The 20332-nt window shown below is 60.8% G+C and carries 18 protein-coding genes; 7 read left to right on the top strand and 11 right to left on the bottom strand.

Annotated elements, in window-relative coordinates; all coding sequences use genetic code 11:
- The first annotated feature begins 77 nt into the window (after positions 1–77).
- Positions 78–548: a nuclear transport factor 2 family protein gene (locus ACIQUS_RS05245; protein WP_403043775.1), complete on the top strand. Its 471-nt coding sequence runs from the start codon at positions 78–80 to the stop codon at positions 546–548.
- A 39-nt stretch (positions 549–587) separates the two neighbouring features.
- Positions 588–881 carry a GIY-YIG nuclease family protein gene (locus tag ACIQUS_RS05240; protein ID WP_403043772.1) on the top strand — a complete coding sequence of 98 codons (294 nt, stop codon included), beginning with the start codon at positions 588–590 and terminating at the stop codon, positions 879–881.
- A 9-nt stretch (positions 882–890) separates the two neighbouring features.
- Here the strand turns inward: ACIQUS_RS05240 and ACIQUS_RS05235 are convergent, their stop codons facing one another.
- A complete protein-coding gene (locus ACIQUS_RS05235; RefSeq protein ID WP_403043769.1) occupies positions 891–2675 on the bottom strand; it encodes a DUF2599 domain-containing protein in 1785 nt (594 codons plus the stop codon).
- A gap of 251 nt (positions 2676–2926) precedes the next feature.
- Between ACIQUS_RS05235 and ACIQUS_RS05230 the strand changes: the two genes are divergently transcribed.
- Positions 2927–4864, top strand: a complete 1938-nt coding sequence (locus ACIQUS_RS05230) for a DUF2599 domain-containing protein (protein WP_403043766.1) — start codon at positions 2927–2929, stop codon at positions 4862–4864.
- A 51-nt stretch (positions 4865–4915) separates the two neighbouring features.
- Here ACIQUS_RS05230 and yejK read toward each other — a convergent pair whose 3' ends face one another.
- On the bottom strand, positions 4916–5923 hold the full coding sequence (gene yejK, locus ACIQUS_RS05225) for a nucleoid-associated protein YejK (RefSeq protein WP_403043763.1): 1008 nt from the start codon (positions 5921–5923) through the stop codon (positions 4916–4918).
- Between the two features lie 408 nt (positions 5924–6331).
- Between yejK and ACIQUS_RS05220 the strand changes: the two genes are divergently transcribed.
- Positions 6332–6613: an HU family DNA-binding protein gene (locus ACIQUS_RS05220; RefSeq protein WP_009398256.1), complete on the top strand. Its 282-nt coding sequence runs from the start codon at positions 6332–6334 to the stop codon at positions 6611–6613.
- Positions 6614–6739: 126 nt separating this feature from the next.
- On the opposite strand, the gene rlmF is transcribed toward ACIQUS_RS05220, so the two are convergent.
- The 5 genes from rlmF to ACIQUS_RS05195 all read right to left on the bottom strand — a co-directional run bounded on the left by rlmF (position 6740) and on the right by ACIQUS_RS05195 (position 13174).
- On the bottom strand, positions 6740–7690 hold the full coding sequence (gene rlmF / locus ACIQUS_RS05215) for a 23S rRNA (adenine(1618)-N(6))-methyltransferase RlmF (protein WP_403043759.1): 951 nt from the start codon (positions 7688–7690) through the stop codon (positions 6740–6742).
- A gap of 90 nt (positions 7691–7780) precedes the next feature.
- Positions 7781–10627: a valine--tRNA ligase gene (locus ACIQUS_RS05210; RefSeq protein ID WP_403043756.1), complete on the bottom strand. Its 2847-nt coding sequence runs from the start codon at positions 10625–10627 to the stop codon at positions 7781–7783.
- Positions 10628–10832: 205 nt separating this feature from the next.
- Positions 10833–11195: a DNA polymerase III subunit chi gene (locus ACIQUS_RS05205; RefSeq protein ID WP_403043753.1), complete on the bottom strand. Its 363-nt coding sequence runs from the start codon at positions 11193–11195 to the stop codon at positions 10833–10835.
- A 5-nt stretch (positions 11196–11200) separates the two neighbouring features.
- The gene (locus ACIQUS_RS05200) at positions 11201–11629 is read right to left on the bottom strand and encodes a DNA polymerase III subunit chi (RefSeq protein WP_403043751.1); all 429 of its coding nucleotides are present in this window, start codon (positions 11627–11629) and stop codon (positions 11201–11203) included.
- 51 nt (positions 11630–11680) lie between these two features.
- A complete protein-coding gene (locus ACIQUS_RS05195) occupies positions 11681–13174 on the bottom strand; it encodes a leucyl aminopeptidase (protein ID WP_403043748.1) in 1494 nt (497 codons plus the stop codon).
- Between the two features lie 277 nt (positions 13175–13451).
- On the opposite strand from ACIQUS_RS05195, the gene lptF reads away from it, so the two are divergent.
- Genes lptF through ACIQUS_RS05180 form a run of 3 tightly spaced genes read left to right on the top strand, consistent with a single transcriptional unit; the run spans position 13452 to position 16142 of the window.
- Positions 13452–14567 (top strand): LPS export ABC transporter permease LptF, encoded by a 1116-nt coding sequence (gene lptF / locus ACIQUS_RS05190; RefSeq protein WP_403043745.1) that lies wholly within the window; start codon positions 13452–13454, stop codon positions 14565–14567.
- Positions 14560–15621, top strand: coding sequence for an LPS export ABC transporter permease LptG (lptG, locus tag ACIQUS_RS05185; RefSeq protein WP_403043742.1), 1062 nt, complete (start codon positions 14560–14562; stop codon positions 15619–15621). The genes lptF and lptG overlap by 8 nt, the downstream gene beginning before the upstream one ends.
- 11 nt (positions 15622–15632) lie before the next feature.
- Positions 15633–16142 (top strand): hypothetical protein, encoded by a 510-nt coding sequence (locus ACIQUS_RS05180; protein WP_403043739.1) that lies wholly within the window; start codon positions 15633–15635, stop codon positions 16140–16142.
- A 355-nt stretch (positions 16143–16497) separates the two neighbouring features.
- On the opposite strand, the gene ACIQUS_RS05175 is transcribed toward ACIQUS_RS05180, so the two are convergent.
- The 4 genes from ACIQUS_RS05175 to ACIQUS_RS05160 all read right to left on the bottom strand — a co-directional run bounded on the left by ACIQUS_RS05175 (position 16498) and on the right by ACIQUS_RS05160 (position 20250).
- Positions 16498–16989 carry an RDD family protein gene (locus ACIQUS_RS05175; RefSeq protein ID WP_403043737.1) on the bottom strand — a complete coding sequence of 164 codons (492 nt, stop codon included), beginning with the start codon at positions 16987–16989 and terminating at the stop codon, positions 16498–16500.
- 168 nt (positions 16990–17157) lie between these two features.
- Positions 17158–17370: a cold-shock protein gene (locus ACIQUS_RS05170; RefSeq protein WP_285861563.1), complete on the bottom strand. Its 213-nt coding sequence runs from the start codon at positions 17368–17370 to the stop codon at positions 17158–17160.
- Between the two features lie 349 nt (positions 17371–17719).
- Entirely contained in the window at positions 17720–18844 is a 1125-nt protein-coding gene (gene gcvT / locus ACIQUS_RS05165) for a glycine cleavage system aminomethyltransferase GcvT (RefSeq protein ID WP_403043734.1), read from the bottom strand.
- Positions 18845–18873: 29 nt separating this feature from the next.
- Positions 18874–20250: an L-serine ammonia-lyase gene (locus ACIQUS_RS05160; protein ID WP_403043732.1), complete on the bottom strand. Its 1377-nt coding sequence runs from the start codon at positions 20248–20250 to the stop codon at positions 18874–18876.
- Positions 20251–20332 lie beyond the last annotated feature (82 nt).

Here is a 20332-nt window from a genome sequence, read left to right as displayed (position 1 = left end):
CTGGTAGGAGCGGGCTTGCCCCGCGATAGTTTTTGCCACTATGGTGCGGGTCCAATCATTGGACACGGACCCGCCATATGAGCGACGCCAACACTGCCTTGATCACGCGCTTCTACCAGGCGTTCCAGCGTCTGGATGCCGAAGCGATGGTTGCCTGCTACAGCGACGATATCGTCTTCAGCGACCCGGCCTTCGGTACCTTGCGCGGCAAGGATGTCGGTGACATGTGGCGCATGCTCACCACCCGTGCCAAGGACTTTTCCCTGACCTTCGACGGTGTGCGCGCTGATGAGCGCGGCGGTAGTGCCCACTGGATCGCCCGCTATCTGTTCAGCCAGACCGGGCGCACCGTGGTCAATGACATCCAGGCACGTTTTGTGTTTCGTGACGGCAAGATCTGCGAGCACCACGACAGCTTCGACCTGTGGCGCTGGTCGCGTCAGGCATTGGGCACCACAGGGGTGCTGCTGGGCTGGTCACCACTGCTGCAGGGCAAGGTACGTGCCCAGGCGCAGAAAGGCCTGAGGGCGTTTCAGGCGGGGCGTTGAGGCGCTAAGCTGTGCGCTTTGCCGTTGATAGTAGCCACCGTGTCCGAGCCCATCCCCGAACCGCTGAACAAACCCTGGTATGTCTACCTGGTGCGTGCCGCCAATGGTTCGCTCTATTGCGGGATCAGCGATAACCCGCAGCGGCGCTTCCTGGCTCACCAGAAGGGGCAGGGCGCGCGTTACTTCAGTACCAGTCCGGCAGTGGCCCTGGTGTACGTCGAGTCCTGGCCGAGCAAGGCCGAGGCCTTGCGCCAGGAGCGACTGGTGAAGAAATTGCGCAAAAAGGCCAAGGAGGTCCTTGTTGCTGACTACGCCGCCCAGCCAATTTCCTGAGTGGTGACCTTACCGTGGGTTGCACCCTGCGGACACGGCGGCTTCATGGGAAACATAAGGACGGAAAGGTTCCAGATTCCAGTTGTCCTTGGAGCGATACTCGGTCAGCAGGCAAACAAGTTGTCGACGCATGCTGCCTGCAGATTTTTCGTTTTCGGTCCACTGTGAGTCGTTGCCATTTCTGCTCACCAGTTCATCGTACATGGCGTCAGTCTGGGCGCGCTTTCTGATTTCTCTACCATAAGACGTAGGCGTCACCTGCAGTGTCCACTCATTTTGTCCGGTATCTTTATTAAAGCGGTTTATCCACTCAGTAGACGCTATATAGAGACCAGGTTTCGGCGATGGGGTTGAAGGGGAAGTCGTATCCGTGCCAGAGGCGTACGGGTTGCAGTGGGCTGTCACCGCCTCGTCATATGAGACGTAGGGGCGAAACGGTTCCAGGTACCAGTTTTCTTTGCTGCGGTATTGGGTGAGCAGGCACACCAGTTGGCGTCGCATACTGCCCGGTGTCTTTTCGTTTTCTTGCCATTGCGGGTCGTTACCGTTTCTGGCGAGCAGTTCTTCATACATGGCATTAGTCTGCGCACGCTCTCTGATCTCTCGCCCGAAGGCCGTGGGTGTTACGCGTAAGGACCATTCATTTTTTCCAGTTTTACGGTTGTAGAGGCTGACCCATTTACTACTCATGATATAAGTTCCGGCCGCTTGTTCTGAAGTATTTTCGTTTTGGTTGTTGTTCTCCTCTTCATTGTTCTCTTCTTCGTCGGTCTCTTCTTTGTAATCTTCCAGTGAGATTTGTTGGTCGGCAGCGACATAGCTGAAACGTTCTTCTGCAGGCTTGTCGAAGTTGATCCTGAGTATTGGGACCAAATAGCCTTTGTCATAAAGTTTTTTCTGGAAATTCCGTGCGACGGTCAGTCCATCTTCTGGTTTTGGCGGCGCAGTGTCACCCAGTGATGGATAGTTGTATGTCGTTGCCGGGTTGTAGACAAAGGCATCAATGTATTTCATGTTTTCAGAGCCGTCATTGGTGTCCGAGGCATTTTTCAGCATGAACTCATTGGTGAAGGTATTAATTGCATAAGGGTTAAGCGCAGTCGTGGATGTCCTGGACTCATGGACTTTTATCATGCTGTCCCATTGGGCAGGGCTTTCGGCATCCCAGGAACACTGGGTCTTTTGTATCTGGAACAGAGGGTTGAGAATTCCAGGTGTGTACTTCTTAAGCCAGTCCGCTTCGTTGTTTACGCCTTGATCCGTGCAGGAGCCGTAAGCGATTTCCGAGTTTTTGTTGATGCGTGGACCATTACCAGCATTGGCGGGGACTATTCCATCCGATTGTCCGCACCCATACCATTTACGATCGGGGCCAGTACCTGCATCAAAGGAGTAGATACATACAAAACCACTTTCCTTGATGGGCAGTTTCAGTTTTTCGGCATCCGTTGGATTGCGCATGATCATCCCAGCAGGGTGTATCAGGGTATTGATGGTGAGGTCACGTCGAATCCAGGACCATGAAGTGGCTCCGGTCTTGATCGCATAGGGACTGTAGTCCCAAGGGAAGAAATCCCCGTCGTTGACCATTCTCAGCGATACCCCGCTGCAATAGTAGTGGCCACGGGCGGCGTCGCCTCCTACTTCGGTGCAGTGGGTGTCCGTTTTGTTGTAGTTGTTATTTATTCGCTGCGTTGTTTCGTTGGGGGGGAGCACAGGCGCCAGAAGTGCCGCGTGCGCGCTAATGACTGGGAATACAACGAGTGTGCCAACCGCCAGTAGTTTGCTGTTCATGTAAAAATACCTGCGGATTCGATTGGATGTGCTGCGAGTGTATTTGCGTGTTTTGCAGGGGGCAACTGGTATAAATATCAGGTACCCCACCTGATATTTTTACCAGTTGTTTGGATTTTCTCGGGGCGTATAGATTCGTTGGCGAGGCTGGCGGTTGCTCTAAAAACCGTAGAACAGGTTGCTGTGAAGGGCAGAGGGCCTTGATACCCATTTGCTGTCTCTGGGCTTTGTTTTTCATAGAGGATATGGAAATGAATACATCCAACAGATGTAGGCTTGTTCTTTTGGGGGTGCTGGCTTTAGGTGTGACGCGCTTCGCCACTGCAGCCCCGACGGCTGATGAAATAGGGGCGGCGACGGTCAAAGACCTGCAAGCGCTGTATTATGATGATGTGAAAGACTGTGGGGGTAAAGCCAGGCCTGCTTATTTGTGTTCTGGCGTTGTTTTTCGCGCAACGTATCCATCAAATGATTATCATACGTGGGACTATAACCCAAATTCTACAGCCGTATCATTTTCCTATCTGCGTGTAGATGCCGAATTTCGTAAGTTGGTCAGTGGTCTGAACAGCGGATTTATTTTGTATAATCAGGATGTTACACCACCGGGGCGTTACACTCTAGACTACCTGTGCTTTTTTCCTATCGATGGCGGGACCAATGCACGTGAAGAGTTAGGCTGCGGGCAAAGCCCGAGAGGGGAGGTAAGTAAGCGTTGTGACATGCAACAAATTGATACAGGGAAAAAATGGTACGATAAATATTCGGGCGAAGATGGAATGAGTAACTGGAACCAATGCGGTTTTTATTTGTCCGGAGACGCACGTACACGGTCGGCAACCGCTTTCACCGCAGGCCTGGAGGGAGGGCGGCTTGCCAGTAGTAGAACGATCACTCAGCAGAATGAGTTTAGAATCGCCAAGTGGTCCACTACCCCGCGTGGCACCTTTCCGCTGAGGGCATTCTTTTACACGACGGGAGGTTTGGAGAATGCGCAGGCGGCGCAGAAAGATTACAAAGAAACGTCAGGTTGGTTTGCTCCTGTCATTGAGCTGACATTGCCACAAACAACTGCTGAGGATGCGAAATTTTCGTATAAAAGCGCGGACCAGGTCATAGCACCAGACGACAAGGACACTGTTGTAGGGGGCGGAGGTGACGAGACCTGCGACAAAGGTTACGTGGAAAGTGCCGAATGGGTTAAACGCTACGATCCCGGTACCAAAAAAGATGAATGGACGCTGGCGGTCGTACCTACCGACTGTGGTCGGGAGGTACGGGATGAAAAGGGCGACAAGGCATTCTACGACGAGCTGGTCGCCAAGTTTGGAGCCGATCCGCAATGGCGCGAAAATGACGGTGGTGGGATGTACCGTCAAGTGGTTTGCCATATGATCATTGCCAGGCACAAATCGCCCTGGAACCTGGAACCGTTCCGGCCGGATGCCACCCAGGAGCAAGCTGCGGCACGAGGGTGTAACGTGCTGCCGGGCCAAGATACGGGCGGCGTTGCAGGCGGAAAATACATTCAGTCAACCGAATGGATCTTGCGCCACGATCCAGGCACAGGTAAAGAGGAATGGACGCTTAGTGTTACGCCCACCCAGGACGGACGAGACGTCGGCCCGGATGAAACCGATGCAATGTATCAGGAGCTGCTTGCATTAAGAGGCGCTGACTCTCAGTGGCAGGAGAATGAACGTGCAGAGGGCAGTATGCGGCGACAGTTGGTGTGCCTGTTGGTCAACTATCGACGCAAGCCTGAGTGGAACCTGGAGCCTTTCCGCCCTTACGTTTCACATGAAGAGGCCACTGCGGCCAAGTGTAACCCTGTAGAGGCTGGCGGTGCCGATACGGAACAAGCCGAAGGCAAGTACATCCAGTCGGCCAAGTGGGTCTACCGTGATGACCCGGATACCGGGGATAAGGTATGGACACTCGCGGTTAAGCCTACGGAGGACGGACGAAATGTCCGTAGCAGTGAAACGGATGCCATGTATCAGGAGTTGGTCAGCCTGCACGGCGCGGATCAGCAATGGCGAGAAAACGAAACCTCGTCGGGTAGCATGCGGCGACAGTTGGTATGTCTGATCGTCAATTACAGAAGTAAGTCGATCTGGAATCTTGAACCCTTCCGTCCTTACGTCAGTCACGAACAGGCTACGGCTGCAGGCTGCAATCCACGGTAAACGCAAAGAGCGCCCACTGTCCCGCTGTTCACGGCTGGACAGTGGTGCGTTTCAATCCTTGCGACGCTTAAGCTGATCGGTGAGTTGCGTCGGCAGGCCCTTGATGATCAAGGTGCCGGCTTGCTCGTCATACTCGATCTTCGAGCCCAGCAGGTGAGCTTCGAAGCTGATTGACAGGCCTTCGGCGCGACCGGTGAAGCGGCGGAACTGGTTGAGGGTGCGTTTGTCGGCCGGGATTTCCGGCGACAGACCGTAGTCCTTGTTGCGGATGTGATCGTAGAAGGCCTTCGGGCGGTCTTCGTCGATCAGGCCCGACAGCTCCTCCAGGGTCACCGGCTCGCCGGCCTTGGTCTGGCTGGTGGCGTAGTCGACCAGGGTCTGGGTTTTCTCCCGGGCGGCTTCTTCCGGCAGGTCCTCGCTTTCGACGAAGTCGCTGAAGGCCTTGAGCAGGGTGCGGGTCTCTCCCGGGCCGTCGACGCCTTCCTGGCAGCCGATGAAGTCGCGGAAGTACTCCGAGACCTTCTTGCCGTTCTTGCCCTTGATGAACGAGATGTACTGGCGGGAGTTCTTGTTGTTCTGCCACTCGGAGAGGTTGATCCGCGCGGCCAGGTGCAGCTGGCCCAGGTCCAGGTGGCGGGACGGGGTGACGTCCAGGTCGGCGTTCACCGCCACGCCTTCACTGTGGTGCAGCAGGGCGATGGCCAGGTATTCGGTCATGCCTTGCTGGTAGTGGGCGAACAGGACGTGGCCGCCGACTGACAGGTTGGACTCTTCCATCAGTTTTTGCAGGTGCTCGACAGCGACCCGGCTGAAGGCGGTGAAGGTGCTGCCTTCATCCAGGTATTCCTTGAGCCAGCCGCTGAACGGATGGGCACCGGATTCGGCATGGAAGAACCCCCAGGCCTTGCCTTGCTTGGCGTTGTAGCTGTCGTTGAGGTCGGCCAGGAGGTTTTCGATGGCACCGGACTCGGCGAGCTCGGAGTCGCGGGCGTGCAGCACGGCGGGGCTGCCATCGGGTTTCTTGTCGATCAGGTGGACGATGCAATGACGGATCGGCATGGGATTCTCGGTTGAAAATGGGCGGTGCTGGCCGCGATGCAAAGTGGCCAAGTGTACCTCAGCCCAGGGGGGATTCAGCGGCCAGATGTTGGCAGATATGTCGGTTGTTCGTTTTTTGTTCAGTTTTTTGCGTTTTTTCGCGCAAACCCCCGAAAAACCTGCACATTTGCCCTGTCAGAGGCGGATATTTATCTATTCGTGTGGTAGTTTTGCCCGGTCTTGCGCCCCGCGTGCGGCGCATTGCTGGCAGACCGCTCGCGTCACGTCGAACCAAACGCCGTTTTGCGTATCTACATACGCGATTGACATGGTTGTAATACCGGACCGCCGGCTACCCTGCAGGTCTGGCTCGATGACTGACGTAGCACTCTGCATACTCACTGAATTTGATAGGGAAGGAACACCACCATGGCATTGACCAAAGACCAACTGATCGCCGATATCGCCGAAGCTATCGACGCGCCAAAAACCACCGCGCGTAACGCTCTGGAGCAACTGGGTCAGATCGTTGCTGATCAACTGGAAAATGGCAGCGAAATCACCCTGCCAGGCATTGGCAAACTGAAAATCACCGAGCGTCCTGCCCGTACCGGCCGCAACCCTTCGACTGGCGCTGCCATCGAAATCGCTGCCAAGAAAGTCGTCAAGTTCGTTCCAGCCAAAGTGCTGACCGACGCTGTAAACAAGTAAGTGTAAGCAGCTTTGAAAAAGCCGCGTCCGGCTCATCCGGACGCGGCTTTTTTACGCCCGTAGGAGCGGGCTTGCCCCGCGATAGCAATAGTGGCCGCACCATCGCATCGCGGGGCAAGCCCGCTCCTACCGGGTTGTCCAGCGGCTTTGGCGCCATGCCTGGCGGGACGCTACATCCTGGAAGGTCCAGGCCACCATGCGACTCTGTTTCTGCCCCTGGCCCATTGCGACGACATGCTGTTCAACGGCACCCGCCTTCTTCAGCGCAGCCTCAATGCCCGGCAGGTTGGACGCCTTGGACACCAGTGTGGTGAACCACAGCACCTGCAGACCGTGCGCCGCGCTCTCGGCCACCAGTTGGCTGACGAAACGGATTTCGCCGCCCTCGCACCAGAGTTCGTTGTTCTGCCCGCCAAAATTCAGCACCGGCAACTTGCGCTTGGGATCGGCTTTGCCCAGGGCCCGCCATTTGCGCTGGCTGCCGCGGGTAGCCTCGTCCCGTGAAGCGTGGAAGGGCGGGTTGCACAGGGTCAGGTCGTAGCGCTCGTCGTCCTTGAGCAGGCCAAGCAGGATGTGCTTGCGGTTGCCTTGCTGGCGCAGGCTGATGGCCTTGTCCAGACCGTTGGCCTGGACGATGGCTTTGGCGGCTGCCAGGGCAACGGGGTCGATGTCCGAGCCGAGAAAGCGCCAGCGGTAGTCGCTGTGGCCCAGCAGCGGGTAGATGCAGTTGGCGCCGACGCCGATGTCCAGTGCTTGGATTTGCGCACCCCGGGGGATTTCGCCGCCGTTTTCTTGCGCCAGCAAATCGGCCAGCACATGCACGTAATCCGCCCGGCCAGGGATCGGTGGACACAGGTAGTCGGCCGGAATGTCCCAGTGCTGGATGCCGTATTGAGCCTTGAGCAAGGCGCGGTTGAAGACCCGCACAGCCTCGGGGTTGGCGAAGTCGATGCTGGGCTTGCCATGGGGATTGGTGATCATGAATCGGCCCAGCTCAGGGCTGCTCTTGATCAGTTGGGGGAAGTCGTAGCGGCCCTGGTGGCGGTTGCGCGGGTGCAGGGTAGGTTTGCTGGTCATGGTATGTCCTGGAATGCATCGCGGGGCAAGCCCGCTCCTACAAAACCCCGTAGGAGCGGGCTTGCCCCGCGATGGTGTCACTTGGATCGATTACAGCGCAGCAATCCGCGCATGCTGCTCGGTGAAGTTGGCCAGGGCCTGTTCGGCTTCGGCCAGCTTGGCGCGTTCCTTGTCGATCACCGCAGGCGGTGCCTTGTCGACGAAGGCGGCGTTGGACAGCTTGCCACCCACGCGCTGGACTTCGCCTTGCAGGCGCTGGATTTCCTTGTTCAGGCGCGCCAGTTCAGCGTCCTTGTCGATCAGGCCGGCCATCGGCACCAGCACTTGCAGATCGCCCACCAGGGCGGTGGCGCTCAGCGGCGCTTCGTCCTGCTCGCCCAGCACGGTGAAGGATTCGATCTTCGCCAGCTTCTTGAGCAGCGCTTCGTTTTCCTGCAGGCGGCGCTGGTCTTCTGCGCTGGCGTTCTTGAGGAACAGTTGCAATGGCTTGCCCGGGCCGATGTTCATCTCGCCACGGATGTTGCGCACACCGAGCATCAGCTCCTTGAGCCACTCGATATCGCCTTCGGCAGCGGCATCGATGCGGCTTTCGTTGGCCACCGGCCACGGCTGCAGCATGATGGTCTTGCCTTCGGCGCCAACCAGCGGCGCCAGGCGCTGCCAGATTTCCTCGGTGATGAACGGCATGAACGGATGGGCCAGGCGCAGCGCCACTTCCAGCACGCGCACCAGGGTGCGACGGGTGCCGCGAGCACGCTCGACCGGGGCATTCTCGTCCCACAGTACCGGTTTGGACAGCTCCAGGTACCAGTCGCAGTACTGGTTCCAGATGAACTCGTACAGCGCCTGGGCGGCCAGGTCGAAGCGGAACTGATCCAGCTGGCGGGTCACTTCGGCTTCGGTGCGCTGCAGCTGGGAGATGATCCAGCGGTCGGCCAGCGACAGCTCGTAGGCTTCGCCGTTCTGGCCGCAGTCGTCGCCCTTGTCCAGCACGTAGCGCGCGGCGTTCCAGATCTTGTTGCAGAAGTTGCGGTAGCCTTCGACGCGGCCCATGTCGAACTTGATGTCACGGCCGGTGGAGGCCAGCGAGCAGAAGGTGAAGCGCAGGGCGTCGGTGCCGTAGCTGGCGATGCCTTCAGGGAACTCGGCCTTGGTCTGCTTGGCGATCTTCTCGGCAAGCTTGGGCTGCATCATGCCGCTGGTGCGTTTTTCCAGCAGTTCGTCCAGGGTGATGCCGTCGACGATGTCCAGCGGGTCGAGGACGTTGCCCTTGGACTTGGACATCTTCTGGCCCTGGCCGTCGCGGACCAGGCCGTGCACGTAGACGGTCTTGAACGGAACCTGCGGGGTGCCGTCCTCGTTCTTCACCAGGTGCATGGTCAGCATGATCATCCGGGCGACCCAGAAGAAAATGATGTCGAAGCCTGTGACCAGCACGTCGGTGGAGTGGAAGGTCTTGAGGAATTCGGTCTGCTGCGGCCAGCCCAGGGTCGAGAACGTCCACAGGCCCGAGCTGAACCAGGTGTCGAGCACGTCGTTGTCCTGGGTCAGGACCACATCGGCACCGAGTTTGTTCTTGGTCCGCACTTCTTCTTCGTTGCGACCGACGTAGACCTTGCCGGCTTCGTCGTACCAGGCAGGAATGCGGTGGCCCCACCACAGCTGGCGGCTGATGCACCAGTCCTGGATATCGCGCATCCAGGAGAAGTACATGTTCTCGTACTGCTTGGGCACGAACTGGATGCGGCCGTCTTCAACGGCGGCAATCGCAGGCTCGGCCAGCGGCTTGGTCGAGACGTACCACTGGTCGGTCAGCCATGGCTCGATGACGGTGCCGGAGCGGTCGCCTTTCGGCACTTTCAGGGCGTGGTCGTCGACGCTGACCAACAGGCCCGCGGCGTCGAAGTCGGCGACGATCTGCTTGCGCGCAACGAAGCGGTCCAGGCCGGCATACCGGGCAGGCAGGGTGGCGTCGATGCTTTCGTTGACGCTGCCATCGAGGTTGAACACCTGGGCGGCCGGCAGGACGAAGGCATTCTTGTCGAAGATGTTGAGCAGCGGCAGGTTGTGGCGCTTGCCGACTTCGTAGTCGTTGAAGTCGTGGGCCGGGGTGATCTTCACGCAGCCGGTGCCGAACTCGGGGTCGCAGTAGTCGTCGGCGATGATCGGGATACGGCGGCCGACCAGCGGCAGTTCGACGAACTTGCCGATCAGGGCCTTGTAGCGCTCGTCCTCGGGGTTCACGGCGACGGCGGCGTCGCCGAGCATGGTTTCCGGACGGGTGGTGGCGACGATCAGGTAGTCCTTGCCGTCGGCGGTTTTCGCGCCGTCAGCCAGCGGGTAGCGCAGGTTCCACAGATGGCCTTTCTCGTCGTGGTTTTCCACTTCGAGGTCGGAGATCGCCGTGTGCAGCTTGGTGTCCCAGTTGACCAGGCGCTTGCCGCGGTAGATCAGGCCATCCTCGTGCAGGCGCACGAAGGCTTCCTTGACCGCCTCGGACAGGCCGTCATCCATGGTGAATCGCTCGCGGCTCCAGTCGACCGACGAGCCCAGGCGGCGGATCTGGCGGCTGATGTTGCCACCGGACTGATCCTTCCATTCCCAGACCTTTTCCAGGAATTTCTCGCGACCCAGGTCGTGGCGGTTCTGGCCCTTGGCCTCAAGCTGGCGCTCGACCAGCATCTGGGTGGCGATACCGGCGTGGTCGGTACCTGGCTGCCACAGGGTGTTGCGACCCTGCATGCGGCGGAAACGGATCAGGGCATCCATGATCGCGTTGTTGAAGCCATGACCCATGTGCAGGCTGCCGGTGACGTTCGGCGGCGGGATCATGATGGTGTAGGAATCGCCCGCGCCTTGCGGAGCGAAATAATTCTCGGACTCCCAGGTGTTGTACCAGGAAGTTTCAATAGCGTGCGGCTGGTAGGTCTTATCCATGCGCGGCGGGACCCTTAGGCATTTATTCAGGAAAGCCGGGCAGTATAACGGGGATAAAGGCCGGGGCGTAGCGTGAGGTGATGGCAGGAGGCAAAAACTGTGGGATTGGGGCTGCTGTGCAGCCATCGCCGGCGATGCCGGCTCCCACAGAGGTCAATGGGTGGGAGCCGGCAACGCCTGCGATGCGGGCCAAAGGCCCGCCAGATCACTCGGGACGCTGGTTGAGCAAACGCTCGAGCCGGGCATCGAGCCGGCGCTTGATCTCGTTCTCGATATGCGGGGTAAAGTCGTTGATCACGTCCTGCATGATCAGCTGCGCTGCAGCTCGCAGCTCGCTGTCCAGGTGCAGCAGGGTGTCCTGGCGCCGGGCCTGAGGGTCCATCGGGGCCGGTTCGGGCGCGGCAACGGCCGGCGCTGCTTCGGCCTCTTCGAGCAGCAACGGGATCTGCTCCTCGACGGTGTCGGTCAAAAGCGGCGGTTCAAGGGATTCATCGCCCAGCAGCTGGCGAATCGACTCAAGGTCATCGAGCAGGTGTGCGGATTGGGGCAGGGGGGTGGGTTTGTCCATCGTCTTCACAGTCGCTGTAGGCGGTGATCCTGCAGAGCATAGCCCTGTTCGCGGTAGAAACGGAAACTCTCTCGGGCAGCCTGACGGATCGTCGGCTCCTCGACCACGATTTCGGCAATGCGGGCAAAGCGCGAGGCGAACGGTGGCACCTTGAGGGCCAGGTTGATCAGCAGGTCCTGGTGGCTGCCGGCGTCATCGCCCAGGCCCAGGGCAACACTGCCGTGGGGATCGTCCTCGGCCGGGCCGTGGGGCACGAAGGCCTCACCCTTGAACGCCCACAGGCGCGCGTCCAGCTCGTCGCGCTGGGCGGCATCGCTGCACTGCAGGTAGACCCGATGCCCCAGGCGCCAGGCCTTCTCACAGAGCTTGCAGGCAAAATCCAGGCGCGCCGAGGGCGCGTCGCTGGGTAGAATGTAGAAATCGACCTTGCTCATGATCTGCCGTCCGGCCGGCTACGCTCGGGAGCGCAGCCGGTCGGCCATCACTCAGGCGTTGGCGCGATCGAGCAGGTACTGGGTCAGCAGCGGGACCGGGCGGCCAGTGGCGCCCTTGTCCTTGCCGCCGCTGATCCAGGCGGTGCCGGCGATGTCCAGGTGGGCCCAGTGGTAGGCCTTGGTGAAGCGCGACAGGAAGCAACCAGCGGTGATGGTGCCGGCCTTCGGGCCACCGATGTTGGCGATGTCGGCGAACGGGCTGTCGAGCTGCTCCTGGTACTCATCGAACAGCGGCAGCTGCCAGGCGCGGTCGTCGGCACGCTTGCCGGCGTCGAGCAACTGGCCGACCAGTTCGTCGTTGTTGCCCATCAGGCCCGAGGTATGGCTGCCCAGGGCGACGATGCAGGCGCCGGTCAGGGTGGCGATGTCGATCACCGCCTGGGGCTTGAAGCGTTCGGCGTAGGTGAGGGTGTCGCACAGCACCAGGCGGCCTTCGGCGTCGGTGTTGAGGATTTCGACGGTCTGCCCGCTCATGGTGGTGACGATGTCGCCCGGACGGGTGGCGCCGCCGCTCGGCATGTTCTCGGCGCAGGCCAGCAGGCACACCAGGTTGATCGGCAGTTGCAGTTCGAGCACGGCGCGCAGGGTGCCGAACACACTGGCCGCACCGCCCATGTCGAACTTCATTTCATCCATGCCGGCGCCCGGCTTGAGGCTGATGCCACCGGTGTCGAAAGTGATGCCCTTGCCCACCAGCACGAACGGCTTCTCGGATTTCTTGCCGCCCTGGTAGTGCATCACGATCAGGCGTGGCGGCTGGTCGCTGCCCTGGCCAACGGCGTAGAACGCGCCCATGCCCAGTTCCTTGATCTTTTTCTCGTCCAGCACGTCGACCTTCAGGCCCTTGTGGGCCTTGCCCAGGCCCTTGGCCTGTTCGGCCAGGTAGCTTGGATGGCAGACGTTCGGCGGCAGGTTGCCCAGGTCACGGGTCAGGCGCATGCCGGTGGCAATGGCGCTGGCGTGCTTGACCGCGCGCTCGACCTCGGCGACACCGGCCTTGTCGGCCAGCAGGGTGATTTTTTTCAGGGCGCGGGGTTCGGCCTTCTGGCTCTTGAACTGGTCGAAGACGTACTCGCCGTCGAGCAGGGTTTCGGCCAGCAGACGGGCCTTGCCGTAGAAAGCGTCGCGGCCGGCGATGGCCACGTCTTCCAGGGCCAGCACTGCGTCGCCGCCGTTGAGGCCTTTGAGTACGGCCAGCACGCTGGACGCCACCTTGCGCCAGCTGCGGTCACCCAGTTCGCTGTCCTTGCCGGTGCCCACCAGCAGCACGCGTTCGGCCTTGAGGTTCGGCAGGCTGTGCAGCAGCAAGGTCTGGCCGACCTTGCCAGCCAGGTCGCCGCGCTTGAGCACGGCGCTCAGGGCACCACCGCAGGCTTCATCGACCGCCTTGGCGGTGGCACCGAGTTTGCGACCTTCGCCGACCGCGAGCACCAGCGTGGCGGTTTTCAAGGAGGCGGCGGCTACGCTTTTTACAACCAGTTCCATGTCAGGATCCCCGAATGATCTGTGTCGGCGCGCTGTCTGTGCAGGCGCCTGGCCGCGTGGTCGCGTGCCGGTGATAAAGCTGCCAGTTTGAGCCTGCTTGGACCGCCCTGACAACCCCGACATGAAGCATTGCACGGCGCCAAGTGACAGGCACGGCCAATCACAGGATAATGCGCCAACTTTTGTCCGGGTTCGCTTCGGCTGAACCAACAACTATCTTGGCTGTTATGTATTCCTTGTTCGGCTGTCCGAGCCTGACAACCCAGGAGTGTCTGGTTTGATCGTCTTCCGTTATCTGTCCCGCGAGGTCCTGGTGACCTTGAGTGCCGTCAGCGCCGTGCTGCTGGTGATCATCATGAGCGGGCGCTTCATCAAATACCTGGCCCAGGCTGCCCAGGGCGTGCTCGATCCAGGTGTGTTGTTCCTGATCATGGGTTATCGCCTGCCCGGTTTCCTTCAGTTGATCCTGCCGCTGGGGCTGTTCCTCGGGATCCTGCTGGCCTATGGCCGGCTCTACCTGGAAAGCGAGATGACCGTGCTCTCGGCCACCGGTATGAGCCAGCAGCGCCTGCTGGCCATGACCATGGCCCCGGCGGCCGTGGTGGCCGCGCTGGTCGCCTGGCTGAGCCTGGGCCTGGCGCCACAGGGCGTGACCCAGGTGGCGCAGATCATCAACCAGCAGGATGCCATGACCGAGTTCGACACCCTGGTACCGGGCCGCTTCCAGACTTTGCGCGACGGCACCCGGGTCACCTATACCGAGCAGTTGTCCGAAGACCGTGGCAACCTGGGCGGGGTGTTCATTTCCGAGAAGCGCTTCTCCCAGGACAAGACCAAGGAGCGCGCGCCTTCGGTGCTGGTCGCCGAGAAGGGGCGTCAGGAGGTCGGTGCCGACGGTAACCGCTACCTGATCCTGGAAAACGGCTACCGCTACGACGGCAACCCTGGCCAGGCCGACTACCGCGCTATCAAGTACGACACCTATGGCGTGCTGCTGCCCAAGCCTGAGGTCAGTGAAGAAATCACCGACCGCGAAGCCATCCCGACGTCCGAGCTGATCGGCCACGACGGTTTGCGCGAGCGTGCCGAACTGCAATGGCGCCTGTCGTTGCCGCTGCTGGTATTCGTGGTGACCTTGCTGGCCGTGCCGCTGTCGCGGGTCAACCCGCGCCAGGGCCGCTTCCTCAAGCTGCTGCCGGCCATCCTTCTGTACATGGCGTACCTGACAATGCTGATTGCCGTGCGTGGCGCCCTGGAGAAAGGCAAGCTGCCGATCGGCCTGGGTATCTGGTGGGTCCACGGGCTGTTCCTGCTCATCGGCCTGGCGCTGATGTACTGGGAGCCGTTGCGCCTCAAGCGTGCCGCGCGTCGTGCGGAGGTGGCCCATGGTTAAGCTCGATCGCTACATCGGCAAGAGCGTGCTGCTGGCCATTATTGCCGTGCTCGGGATCATCCTCGGCCTGGCCTCGCTGTTTGCCTTCATCGACGAGATGGGCGACATCAACGACAACTACACCCTCTGGGATGCCGGCAACTTCGTGTTGCTGACCGCACCGCGGCGGCTGTACGACATGCTGCCGATGGCCGCCCTGATTGGCTGCCTGATCGGCCTGGGCAGCCTGGCCAGCAGCAGCGAACTGACCATCATGCGCGCTGCCGGCGTGTCCATCGGGCGAATCGTCTGGGCGGTGATGAAGCCGATGCTGGTGCTGATGCTGGCCGGCATCCTGATCGGCGAGTACGTGGCGCCGGCGACCGAGAACAAGGCCCAGGCCGACCGCTCCCTGGCCCAGGGCAGCGGTGAGGCGCAAAGCTCCAAGCGCGGCATGTGGCACCGCCAGGGCGACGAGTTCGTGCACATCAACTCGGTGCAGCCCAACGGCCTGCTGTACGGCGTCACCCGTTATCGCTTCGACAACGAGCGACACCTGGTCACCTCCAGCTTCGCCCGTCGGGCGCAGTACCAGGAAGATCACTGGCAGCTCAGTGACGTGACGACCACGCACTTCCGTGGTGATCACACCGAGGTCATCAAGGAGCCTGCCGTGCGCTGGGATGTCACCGTCACGCCGCAACTGCTCAACACCGTGGTGCTGGCGCCTGAGTCGCTGTCGATCACCGGGTTGTGGGACTACATCCACTACCTGTCCGACCAGGGCCTGAACAACTCCCGCTACTGGCTGGCGTTCTGGACCAAGGTCCTGCAGCCGTTTGTGACGGCAGCGTTGGTGCTGATGGCGATTTCCTTCATCTTCGGTCCGCTGCGGTCGGTGACCCTGGGGCAGCGTGTGTTCACCGGTGTGCTGGTGGGCTTCGTGTTCCGTATCGCCCAGGACTTGCTCGGGCCTTCGAGCCAGGTGTTCGGTTTCCCGCCGTTGCTGGCAGTGGTGATTCCGGCGGCGATCTGTGCCGGGGCCGGGTGGTGGATGTTGCGGCGGGCTGGTTGAGTCTTGCTGGCATGAAAAAGCCGACCTTCGGGTCGGCTTTTTTGTGGGTGTTTGTTTTTGCTTTTGTGCATTGTCAGACCAAAGCGTTGGCACTGAAGACGGTGAGCATATCCATTCCCTACGGCGGCCCCGCCGATTGGTTTCGCCTTTACGGCGACCCACTTTTGAAGGCAAAAGTGGGCAAAACCCGTGTCCCTGCATCCGGCCCTTCGCTGCGCTACGGGTACCCTCGCTACACCCTTGCTCCCGCGGGGGCGCGCCGAAGGGCCGTCCCTGGCCCTACGGCGCTCGCCGGCCATCCATGGCCGTCGCCCCACTACGCAAGGGTTCCACTCGGCCTCCTGAAGGGACGATTGATGGCGCCTGGGATATCGCGCGCTCAGAAGCAAGAGCAAAAGCAGAGCGAAGCTCGGGTTCGGCTTTGCGATTTCGCTTTTGCCTTTGTCTTTGTCTTTGTCTTTGTCTTTGCTGTTCGTACATCGCCAGTCCAGACGACACGGTTCGTCCCTTCAGGAGGCTGAGTGGAGGCATTGCGTAGCCGGGTGCAGGCCATGGATGGCCTGCAAGCACCGCAGGGCCATGGATGGCCCTTCGGTGCGCCCCGGCGGGAGCAATGCCGGAGGGAAGGGACCCGCAGCGTAGCGAAGGGCCGGATGCAGGGACGCACGGTTTGCGCCACTTTGCCATGACAAAGTGGCCCGCCGTAAGGGCGGAAAGGTGAGTTCGCGTCACCACCGCCAACGGATCAGCTCGCAACCGGCGGACCGAAGTCTTTGCTCCTGGTGCCTCGGTGAGCCAGATGTCTTGGCTGGGGCAGGTTCTGCGACCGCTTTGCGGTCGATCGCAGCCTGGCGGCAGCGGCTACGGGGTAGAAAACTATGGCTTCTTGCGCTTGGGCACATGCACCAACTGACTGTCGGAGTAGATGTCATGCCAACTGCGTTTTTGCTTGTCGACCAGCGACCAGAAAAAACCCAGCCCCAGGCACAACCAGGACGCAATCGCCACGATAAAGCGCAACAGCGCCTGCCACAGGCTGATAGCACTGCCATCGGCATTCTGCACACGAATCCCCCAGACCTGCATGCCCAGGGTCTGGCCACCATGGGTCCAGAACTTGGCAAAGAAACCGAACAGGGCGAACAACAGCAGGGTCGACAACAAAGGATCGCCATCCAGTGCGCCGGCCTCGGTCAACTGACGCATGCGCGCCTCGCCGATGATCGCCATCTGGATCATCTTGTACACGCCAGCAGTGACGATCAGCAGCGCCGTACACAACAGGAAGTCGTAGAACATGGCGGCCAGGCGACGGCCGAGGCCAACGGCTGGGAAGTCACCCTGGGGCTGTAACAGCGGCTTGGGCATACACGGGCCCTCCTTGGGCAAAACAGCCATTCTACGAAATTACGCGCGCACATCGTTGCCCTGTGACAGGGTTTACTTGCCAGGTCGCCATCGCGGGGCAAGCCCGCTCCCACCGAGCGCGCACAAAAAAGCCCCTGCTGTTGCCAGCAGGGGCTTTTTATCTCGGAATCAGGCTTCCGCGATAACTTCGTCAGCCTGCATGCCTTTCTGGCCCTGCACGGCGATGAAGGTGACTTTCTGGCCTTCTTTCAGGCTCTTGAAGCCGCTGCCCTGAATAGCGCGGAAGTGTACGAACAGATCCGGACCGCTTTCTGGAGTGATGAAACCAAAACCTTTCTCGTCGTTAAACCACTTGACGGTACCGCTCTGACGTTGGGACATTGTCTTATTTCCTTTGAAACTTAGAATTAGTAACAGCTTCTTCCAAATGAAAGAGTACTGGGCTGGGTTGCAGGAAAGTAAGAGACGTCGAACGGGTTGTAGCAACTCTCAGCGCTACTGCCCAGGTCACGAACCATAGCGACCCATGCAAACACAGTGCAGTGACTCTACGCTAACTCTGTCGGCAAAAACAAGCCCTCAAAGCCGCTGCCGCTCTACCTTTTGGTGCCCGTTCGGTCGATTTTTTCCGGCTCATTCCAGACCGTGCGACGATGCTTTTCGAAAGTTATAAAACGCGTTCGAATTCGAAAATCCGAACGCGCCATGACACTTTGTTTCAACTAACGATTCAGCCGCGGTAGTAACGCTGTGCAACGAATGGCATCTTGCTGACTTTCATTGCCACGCGCTTGCCGCGCACGATCGCCCAGACCTGTGTGTCGAGTGCGGTATGGGCGCTATCGAGGTAACCCATCGCCACCGGGCCGCCCAGGGTTGGCCCGAAGCCGCCGCTGCAGACGGTGCCGATGGCCTTGCCGGCTTCATCGACGATTTCCGCTTCTTCACGTACCGGGGTGCGCTCCAGGGGCAGCAGGCCGACACGCTTGCGCGCAACGCCGTTGCCTTGTTGGGCGAAGACCTGTTCGGCGCCCGGGAAGCCACCGGCACGCTCACCATCGGCACGGCGCACTTTGGAAATGGCCCACAGCAGGCTGGCCTCGATCGGCGTGGTCTGCGCGTTCATGTCGTGGCCGTACAGGCACAGGCCGGCCTCCAGGCGCAGGGAGTCGCGGGCGCCCAGGCCGATGGCCGCCACTTCCGGCTCGGCCAGCAGGCGTCGGGCCAGGGCTTCGGCCTGGTCGGCCGGTACGGAGATCTCGAAACCGTCTTCACCGGTGTAGCCCGAACGACTGACGAAGCAGTCAACGCCCAGCAATTTCACCGGCTGGAACTGCATGAAGGTCATCTTCGCCACGTCCGGTGCCAGGCGCGCCAGCACGGTGACCGCCGCCGGGCCTTGCAGGGCCAGCAGGGCGCGCTCTTCGAACAGCGGCTTGATCTCGCACTCATTGCCGATGTGCTTGCGCAGGTGGGCCAGGTCCTGGTCCTTGCAGGCGGCGTTGACCACCAGGAACAGTTCGTCGTTGCCAAGGTTGGCGACCATCAGGTCGTCGAGGATACCGCCCTGTTCGTTGGTGAACATGGCATAACGCTGCATACCCACCGGCAGGTCGATGATGTCGACCGGTACCAGGGTTTCCAGGGCCTTGGCGGCGTTGGCGCCGCTCAGGCGGATCTGGCCCATGTGCGAGACGTCGAACAGGCCAGCCTGTTCACGGGTGTGCAGGTGTTCTTTCATCACGCCCAGCGGGTACTGGACCGGCATGTCGTAGCCGGCGAACGGCACCATGCGCGCGCCCAGTTCCAGGTGCAGGGCGTGCAGCGGGGTCTTGTGCAGTGTATCGGTGGACATTGATGACTCCTTGGTGCTGGTAGAGGGTGTCAGCATTCGATGATGTTGACGGCCAGACCGCCGCGGGCGGTCTCCTTGTATTTGCTTTTCATGTCGGCGCCGGTCTGGCGCATGGTGCGGATGACCTTGTCGAGGGAAACGAAGTGCTGTCCGTCGCCGCGCAAGGCCATGCGCACCGCGTTGATGGCCTTGACCGAGCCCATGGCGTTGCGCTCGATGCAAGGCACCTGGACCAGCCCGCCAATCGGGTCGCAGGTCAGGCCCAGGTTGTGTTCCATGCCGATCTCGGCAGCGTTCTCGACCTGGTGCACCGTGCCGCCCATCACTTCGCACAGGGCCCCGGCCGCCATGGAACAGGCCACGCCGACTTCGCCCTGGCAGCCGACTTCGGCGCCGGAGATCGAGGCGTTCTCCTTGTACAGGATGCCGATGGCAGCGGCGGTGAGCAGGAAGCGCACCACGCCATCCTCGTTGGCACCGGGGATGAAGCGCATGTAGTAGTGCAGCACGGCCGGGACGATGCCGGCGGCGCCATTGGTGGGGGCGGTGACCACCCGGCCGCCGAAGGCGTTCTCTTCGTTCACGGCCAGGGCATAGAGGTTGACCCAGTCCAGTACCGACAGCGAATCACGCAGGCTGGCCTCTGGGTTGCTGCACAGCTGCCGGTACAGCGCCGCGGCCCTGCGCTTGACCTTCAGACCACCGGGCAGGATGCCTTCGTTGCGACAGCCGGCGGCGACACAGTCCTGCATCACTTGCCAGATGCGCAACAGGTGGCTTCGGGTTTCGCTTTCCGGGCGCCAGGCCGCTTCGTTGGCCAGCATCACCTGGCTGATCGACAGGTTCTGCGCGGTGCAATGGCCAAGCAGCTCCTTGGCGGTCTTGAACGGGAAGGGCAGCACGGTGCTGTCCTCGACGATCCGGTCCTTGCCGGCCGCGTCCTCATCGACCACGAAACCACCGCCCACCGAATAGTACTCGCGGCTGCGAATCTGCAGGCCGGCGGCGTCGAAGGCGCGAAAGATCATGCCGTTGGGGTGATAGGCCAGCGGCCTGCGGATCATCGCCAGGTGCTGTTTTTCGACGAAGTCGATGCTGTGCTCGCCCAGCAGGTTCAGTCGACCGCTGCTGCGGATCGCCTGCAGGCGGGCGGGAATGCTGTCGGTGTCGACACTGTCGGGGTGCTCGCCTTCAAGGCCCAGGAGCACGGCCTTGTCGCTGCCGTGCCCTTTGCCGGTGGCACCGAGCGAGCCATAGAGTTCGGCCTTGATGCTGGCCGTGGCGGTCAGCAGGCCATCGCGCCGCAGGCCTTCGGCGAAGCGCGCGGCAGCACGCATCGGGCCTACGGTGTGGGAACTGGAGGGGCCGATGCCGATCTTGAACAGGTCGAAGACGCTAAGTGACATGGTCGTACCCTCATTGATGGTCAAGAGTATCGCGGGGGAAGCCCGCTCCTACGGGGGTAGGAGCGGGCTTGACCCGCGATGA

It is taken from the genome of Pseudomonas sp. NPDC090755, from assembly GCF_044769005.1.
GTDB lineage: Bacteria > Pseudomonadota > Gammaproteobacteria > Pseudomonadales > Pseudomonadaceae > Aquipseudomonas.
The sequence above is the reverse complement of the archived record's forward strand: the minus strand, read 5'-3'. Positions and strand labels throughout refer to the sequence as shown.